Source organism: Micromonospora sp. 15K316, from assembly GCF_004348525.1.
Taxonomy (GTDB): Bacteria; Actinomycetota; Actinomycetes; order Mycobacteriales; family Micromonosporaceae; genus Micromonospora.
The window spans coordinates 25028-32628 of record NZ_SMKG01000046.1 but is presented as its reverse complement, the minus strand read 5'-3'; the positions used below and the strand labels follow the sequence as shown (position 1 = coordinate 32628).

Here is a 7601-nt window from a genome sequence, read left to right as displayed (position 1 = left end):
GTTCGGGGCCGGCTCCTCCGGTCAGCTCGACGGCTGCGAGGTGCTGGAGAACGCCGGCGACGGGCTGCTCGTCGAGACGGTGGAGCCGGTGCGGGTGCGCACCAGCACTCTCGTGAACAACGGCGGTGAGCCGATCCGGCTGACCGTGCCGGGGGCGGTCGACGTGGACGATTCGCGGGCGTCCCGGCCGTCGTCGGCCGGGGAGCCGGCCCGGCCCGAGGAGACCCCGGCCCGGCCGTCCACCCTGGTCCCGCCGACACCCGCCACCACCGGCGACACGAGCCCGGCCGCCCCCGCGCCGGCCGCGAACACCGCCCAGCCCGCCGCCCCGGTCGATCCGGCGACGCCGCTGCTCGCAGAGTTGGACGCGCTGGTCGGGCTGGCCGGGGTGAAGCACGAGGTCGCGACGCTGGTGGGGCTGCACCGGATCAGCCAGCGCCGGGCCGCCGCCGGTCTGCCGGCGCCGCCGATGTCCCGGCACATGGTCTTCGCCGGTGCGCCCGGTACCGGCAAGACCACTGTTGCCCGGCTGTACGGGCGCATCCTCGCCGCGCTCGGCGTGCTCAAGACCGGTCAGCTGGTCGAGGTCGCCCGGGCCGACCTGGTGGCCGAGCACATCGGTGGCACGGCCGTGAAGACCACCGAGAAGTTCAACGAGGCACGCGGCGGGGTGCTCTTCGTCGACGAGGCGTACGCGCTGGCCCCGGTGGAGAGCGGCGGCGGCCACGACTTCGGCCGGGAGGCGATCGACACCCTGGTCAAGCTGATGGAGGACCACCGGGACGAGGTGGTGGTCATCGTCGCCGGGTACTCCGCGCAGATGCGCCAGTTCCTGGACGCCAACCCCGGGCTGGCCTCGCGGTTCTCCAAGACCGTGGAGTTCGAGAGCTACTCGACGGAGGAGCTGGTCACCATCGTCGAGCGGCTCTGCAGCACCCACCACTACTCCCTGGAGTACGACACCCGGGTGGCGCTGGCCAACCTCTTCGACGGGATGAACCGGGACGCGAACTTCGGCAACGCCCGGGTCGCCCGCAAGGTCTTCGAGGAGATGATCGGGCGGCAGGCGTACCGGCTCTCCCAGGCCGGCGATCCGTCCGGAGTCGAGCTGGCGCAGCTGCTGCCGCAGGACCTGGGCGCGCCGGCGGGGACCGGGGTGCAGGCCGGGGTGGCCCGCGACGACGAGGTCAGCCGGCTGCTCGGCCGGCTCAACGCGATGATCGGGCTCTCCGGGGTGAAGCGGGAGGTGGCCGACATGATCGACCTCCTCGCCACCATCCGGACCCGGGTCAGGGCGGGCCTGCCGGCGCCGTCGGTCTCCCGGCACCTGGTCTTCTCCGGGCCACCCGGCACGGGCAAGACCACTGTCGCCCGGCTCTACGGCGAGTTGCTGACCGCGCTGGGTGTGCTCGCCGGCGGGCAGCTGGTGGAGGTCGCCCGGGCGGACCTGGTGGGGGAGTACATCGGGCACACCGCGCAGCGCACCCGGGAGGCGTTCGACCGGGCCCGGGGCGGGGTGCTCTTCATCGACGAGGCGTACACGTTGGCACCGCCGGACGCCCGGCAGGACTTCGGTCGGGAAGCGATCGACACGTTGGTCAAGCTGATGGAGGACCACCGCGACGAGGTGGTCGTGATCGCCGCCGGGTACGAGGAGGAGATCGAGGAGTTCCTCGCCGCCAACGCGGGCCTGGCCTCCCGCTTCTCGCGCCGGATCCACTTCACCAACTACGACGCCAACGACCTGGTCGCCATCTTCCAGAACCTGGCCTCGGCGAGCGGGTACGAGTGTCCCGGGCAGACGTTGGCGGCGCTGCGTGAGCACTTCGAGCATGTGCCCCGGACCCGGTCCTTCGGTAACGGCCGGTACGCGCGCCAGGTGCTCGACGAGGCGATCACGCGGCAGGCCGGCCGGATCCGTTCGCTGCCCGACCCGACCGTGGAGCAGCTGCGGATGTTGTTGGTCGAGGACGTCACAACAACATGAATGCTTTTCAGTGTTGTGTCGCGCCTGCTGACGTTTGTAATGATTTCGTAAATCTTTCGCTTGAATGGCCTGACCCTGCCCGTATGCTTCACCGAAGCTCCAGCGTGGATTCGCCGGCACCCGGCGAACCCCGTCCCGGAGCGGGGCGTGACGGTAACCGGGGAGGCAGTTCGTTGTTGGTGCCGGCCAAGCTCGTCGGCACGGCCCCTTCCGGCACCGGTGGCGGTGACGGAGGGCCGGGCGACGAGGAACGGGCACAGGCCCGGATGCGCGAGGTGCACGCCGAGCACGCCGAGCCGCTCTACCGTTTCCTGCTGCGGTTGAGCTGGGGGGAGCGGCAGCTCGCGGAGGACCTGCTCCAGGAGACGATGCTGCAGGCCTGGCGGCACCTCGACCGCCTCCCCGACAGCAGCGAGTCGGTTCGCCGGTGGCTCTTCATCGTCGCGCGGCGGATCGCCATCGACGCGGCACGGGCCCGGCAGGCCCGACCCACCGAGGTGGGCCTGAACGACCTCACCCGGCTCCCGGCGAGCGGCGACGTGACCGAGGACGTGGTGGCCGTGCAGACGGTGCGCCGCGCCCTGCCGAAGTTGACGCCCGCTCACCGGGCCGTCCTCATCGAGCTGTACTACCGCGGCCGATCGACGGACGAGGCGGCGGCCCGCCTCGGCATCCCGGAGGGGACCGTCAAGTCGCGCGCGCACTACGCCTTACGGGCACTACGGGCCGCCATCGGCCGTACCGACGCGGATTGACGATCCGTGGCGAGGCCGGAATGTGCGGGTGCTGACCCCGACGGGCGTCCCCGTCATACAGTAGCTGCCAGTCCGAGGATCGCCCTGACCTGCGCCGGAACGGTGGCCGGGTCACCGACAAGAGCTGGCGCGCTGATGACCGACGATGGCGACGGCACACACCGCGGGTGTGCCGACTGCGGGGCGTACCTGCTGGGTGCGCTCCGCCCGGACACCGTGCTGGCCTTCGAGGGGCACCTGCTCGAATGCGCCCGCTGCCAGGTCGAGTGCGAGGAGCTCGGTCCGGCGGTCAGCGCCCTGACCGGGCTCGGCCCCGACGAGACTGTCGAACCGCCGGGCCCGGCCCCGCGGGCGGTCCGGCGCGGAGCCGACTCCGGCCCGACCGGCCTCGACTGACTCCTCCACCGGTGGCCCGGGTTCCCCCGTCCGCGGCCGGATCCGGCCGCGGACGGGGGTCAGCGTCCGGTCAGAGCCGGGCGCACTGGCCCGTCGCCGGGCCCTTCACCGTGTTGGGCCGGCTCTCGTTCACCGGCGCCGGGGTGTTTCCGGAGCAGCTCAGCGGGCCGCCGACGGTGTTCGCCGCGACCACCACCGGCTGGCTGCCGGAGTTGCCGGTCACCGTCACCGGCCCGGCGACCGCGACCGAGTCGATCCGCACGCCACCGGTGTTGCCGGTGAGCGAGAGCGGACCGTTCACCTTGCCCGTGCCGATCTTCAGCCCGCCGGTCGCGCCGGAGACCGTCACCGGACCGGCCACGGTCGCGCGGGAGAGCTCGAACAGCACCGGACGGGTGGCGGAGATCGGACCGTTGACGGTGCCGCCGGTGACCGTGAGCGAGGCGCCCGGGTGGACCGTGACCGGCCCCGCGACGGTGGCGTTCTCCAGGCAGGTCAGGCCCGCGCTGACGACCAGCGGCTTGGTGTACCGGCCGGTGATCGTCGTGGTGCACTGCGGGCCGCCCTGACCGACCGTCGACCGCGGCGCGGTGTCCGCGGTGACCGGCGAGTTCGCCGCGAAGTAGTCGACCAGCATGGTGAGGTCGTTGTCACCGGTGGTCGCCGGCTCCGTTCCGTCCGCGAGGGTGCCGAAGTTGTCACCGCCCGTGGCGAGGAACGAGTTCACCGTGACGCGGTAACTGCCCGACGGGTCGAGGGGCGTGCCGTTCAGCTTCATCGAGGTGATCCGGGAGCCCTTCGGCGCCTCCGGGTTGTAGGTGTAGCTGAACCCCTTCGAGACGCCCAGCCACAGCACCGGACGCGACGCGCCGTCGGGCTGCCACTGCTCCTCCAGCACCTGCTTGATCTGGGCACCGGTGTAGCTCTTGGTGACCACGTCGTTGGCGAACGGCTGGACGGCGAAGGCGTCGGCGTACGTCACCGTGCCGTCGGTGCGGTAGAGCAGGTCGGCCCGGAGCCCGCCCGGGTTCATGAACGCGATCTGCGCTCCGCCCCGACCGGCGTCCTTCGTGCCGGCGAGCTGCACGTCGGCGATGAGGTTACCGAGCGCCGACTCCTTGCCTCGGTCCTCGTTGCCGTCGGTGTAGGCCCGCTTCACGTCCGCGGTGATCGATCCCAGCCGCTCCTTGCCCAGCTCGGCGGCCTTCTCCTTGGCGGTCGCCACGATGCCGGCCACCGTCGGGTCCTGCGGCGCGCCGACCACGTCCACCAGCGTCGCGTCGGCGTTGGTGACCCGACCCGCCTCCGGGTCGTACGTCAGCGTCACCTTGCCCAGCCGCTTGCCGTAGTCCTCGGCCTGCAGCACCGGGCGCAGCCGGTCGGTGCCGGGGACGGGGAGCTCGAAGGCGTACGGCTGATGGGTGTGACCGCTGATGATCGCGTCGATGGTGGCGTCGACCCGGGTGAACGGGCCGAAGACCGGGTCGGCGGCGAGCGCCTCGGCGGAGTCGATGTGCTCCGTCGCGGCGCCCTCGTGCGCGAGCAGCACCACCACGTCGGCCTCGCCGTTGTCCGGGTTGCCGTCCTTGAGCTGGCCGGCGACCAGGTTGGCCTCGGCGACCGGGTCGCGGAAGGTGAGCCCGGCGATACCGCCCGGGCTGACCAGCGACGCGGTCTGCTTCGTGACCACGCCGACGAAGCCGACCCGTACCCCGCCCACCGTGCTCACCGAGTACGCGGGCAACTCCCGGGCGTCGCCGCGGTACACGTTGGCGCCCAGGTAGGGGAAGTCGGCGCGGTCGGACACCCGGCCGGTGAGGTCGGCGACGCCCTTGTCGAACTCGTGGTTGCCCACCGCCGAGGCGGCGAGGCCCATCTGGTTCAGCGCGTCGATAGTCGGATTGTCCCCGTCGATCGCCGAGACGAAGGTGGAGGCGCCGATGTTGTCACCCGCGGAGACGAACGCGGTGTTCGGGTTCTGCGCGCGCAGCTGGCCCAGCAGCCCGGCGAGCTGGGCAGCACCACCGACCGGCTGGCCGTCCACGGTGGCCGGGGACTCCAGCCGGCCGTGGAAGTCGTTGACGGTCAGCAGTTGCAGGTCCACCGGCTTCGCGCCGGTGCTGATGCCCACCACGAGCGGGTTGTGGTCGCTGGCCCGGTACGGGCTCGGCTCGTAGAAGGCGGGCAGTCCGTCGTACTGGAACGCGAACGACTCGACCGCGTTGATCTGCCACACGTCGACCCCGGTGACCCGGGCCGCCAGGGACGGCGAGGCGAGGGCGTGGTCCAGGGAGCCGGACTCGCCGCCGAAGACGTAGGTGGCCTTGCCCGTGTCGTTCAGGTCCCGGTACTGCTCCCCGTAGAGGACCTGCATCGGGTCCTCGTGGGTGTACGCGTTGAAGTCGCCCAGCAGCAGCACGTCCTCGGTGCCGCTGTCGGCCTTCACCCGGTCGACGAACGCGGCCAGCGCGCGCGCCTGCCGGACCCGGTCGCCGTTCCAGGAGCCCTGGCCGTCACCGGTGTCGGCGTTGTCGCCGGTGCCCGTGCCGCTCTTGGACTTGAGGTGGTTGGCGACCACGATGAACGACACAGTGCCCGCGGTGAACGCCTGCGCGATCGGCTCGCGGGCGTTGAACCAGACGCTCTCGTCGTTCACCGAGCGGGCCGGGCCCTTCGGCCGCGCCTTCGCCAGCTTGAAGATGATCGCCGTGGTGATGAAGTCCTGCGCCGCCGGGGCGGGCAGCTCGGCGGGGCTGCGGACGTAGTCCCAGGTGCCCGCGCCGTCCTTGGCGTTCAGCGCGGCGACCAGCCGCTTGAGCGCCTGCTGCGGGTCCTCCGGGTTGAAGCGGACCGAGTTCTCGATCTCCTCGAGGGCGACCACGTCGGCGCCGAGGGCGCTGATCGCGGAGACGATCTTCGCCTCCTGGCGGCCGAGCGCCGCCTCGTCGGCCGCGCCCCGGGCGTCTCCGCCGAAGTGGACGAAGTAGTTCAGCACGTTGAAGCTCGCCACCCGGAGGTCACCGCCGACGTTCACCGGTGCGGCGGTCCGCGGGTTGGTGGCCTTGAAGGTGGTCAGGGCGGGCGCGACGGTCTCCGCGCTCACCGGCAGCGTCGGCTGCAGCCGCCACTCGTCGAAGCCGTACGACAGGACCGACGGCCCGAACGCCTCCACCGAGTCGCCGACCCGCAGGGGGCTCTCCTTCGACAGGTACGGGGGCAGCAGACCGCCGGTGGAGAGGTTGGTGGTGCGGCCGTCGTCGACCAGGATCCGACCGCGCTCGTTGGCGGTCGCCACCTGGCGCGCCTCGTCCGAGCCGGGACGAGCCAGGTCGGTCGGGTTCGCGGCGGGGCGGTCGCCGGCGGCGAGCACGACCTCGCCGTACCGGTTGGTGTTGTAGACCTCGGAGACGGTGTACGCGCCGACCGGCGCGACCAGCATCGACTCGACCGACTCGCGGGCGGCGTCGTCGAGCGGCAGGCCGACCGGCACGGGCGCGGGCAGCGGCGCGTCGTGCGCGCAGACCTGCACGTCGGCCTTGGCGCCGATGGTGACCTGGGTGAGACCGTTGTACTCGCTCGGGGTGCCGCTCACCCGGACCCGGTCGCCGATCGCCACCGACGGGTGGTTGGCGGTGTTCGTCGTCAGGTAGACGAAGACGCCGTCCGAGGCGGTGCCGGCCGCGACCGGGCGGTCCCCGCCGGTACCGGCGCTCTGCACGTAGACGCCGTTGTAGCCACCGGTGCGGTGGTCGGCGGTGACCACACCCTCGACGGTGACCCGGGTGCCCGCCAGCGGGGTGGCGCCGCCGGTGCCCTGCACCTCGGCGATGGTGTGGTCGACGGTGACGGTGCAGCCCACGGGCGGCTCGGGGTCGTCGTCGCCACCGCCGGCGCTGTTCAGCTCGCCGAAGCTGTGCGGCGCGGCGTCCCGCCACGTCCCGTCGATCTTCTGCAGCGAGTGCCCGGCCGGGGTGGTCGAGGTCTCCGCGACGCCGATGTCGACGCCGGTGCGCCCGTTCGCCGGGCCGCCGGCCGCGGTCATGGTGCCCTCGTAGGTGAGGAACTCGGCGACCGCGCCGTCCGGCGCGACGAGCGCGACGCCGTCGGGCGAACCGTTCTGAATCCCGTCGACCGGGTACGACGCGACGACCACGCCCGCGGCCGGCACCGTACCGCTGAGGGTCCGGGTGTGGTAGACCGCGTTGTTGGCGCCGTTGTAGAGGACGATCTGCCAGCCGGTCAGGTCGTAGCCGACCGGCGCCTGGATCTCGATCGCCTCGCCGGTGTCGGTGCCGGCGTTGTCGTAGTGGATCTCACTGACGAACGGCGCGGTCACCGCCGGCGCGGCGAGGGCGGTCGTACTGCTGGCCAGGGTCAGTGCGCTGGTGGCGAGCAGCACGCCCACCGCGCCCAGTGGTCGTCTGGTCACGTGCCTGTACATGAAACTCGGGCCTCCGATGGGA

General features: G+C 72.1%; 4 protein-coding genes. 3 read left to right on the top strand and 1 reads right to left on the bottom strand.

All coding sequences use genetic code 11. The annotated features are described in order from the left end of the window. From E1211_RS12525 to E1211_RS12515, 3 genes are all read left to right on the top strand, one after another. Window positions 1-1987: AAA family ATPase (locus E1211_RS12525; protein WP_132348640.1), on the top strand; the 1987-nt coding region annotated here is incomplete at its 5' end. Window positions 1988-2253: 266 nt separating this feature from the next. Then, window positions 2254-2742: a sigma-70 family RNA polymerase sigma factor gene (locus E1211_RS12520; protein WP_120675288.1), complete on the top strand. Its 489-nt coding sequence runs from the start codon at window positions 2254-2256 to the stop codon at window positions 2740-2742. Window positions 2743-2877: 135 nt separating this feature from the next. Continuing rightward, window positions 2878-3138 (top strand): zf-HC2 domain-containing protein, encoded by a 261-nt coding sequence (locus E1211_RS12515; RefSeq protein ID WP_132348638.1) that lies wholly within the window; start codon window positions 2878-2880, stop codon window positions 3136-3138. Between the two features lie 70 nt (window positions 3139-3208). Here the strand turns inward: E1211_RS12515 and E1211_RS12510 are convergent, their stop codons facing one another. Beyond that, window positions 3209-7567: an ExeM/NucH family extracellular endonuclease gene (locus E1211_RS12510; RefSeq protein WP_243709514.1), complete on the bottom strand. Its 4359-nt coding sequence runs from the start codon at window positions 7565-7567 to the stop codon at window positions 3209-3211. Window positions 7568-7601 lie beyond the last annotated feature (34 nt).

What these genes read in the sequence shown, in the direction of transcription:
- E1211_RS12520 (WP_120675288.1), top strand. Translation starts at nt 2,254, where the DNA reads ATGCGCGAGGTGCACGCCGAGCACGCCGAGCCGCTCTACCGTTTCCTG.
- E1211_RS12515 (WP_132348638.1), top strand. Translation starts at nt 2,878, where the DNA reads ATGACCGACGATGGCGACGGCACACACCGCGGGTGTGCCGACTGCGGG.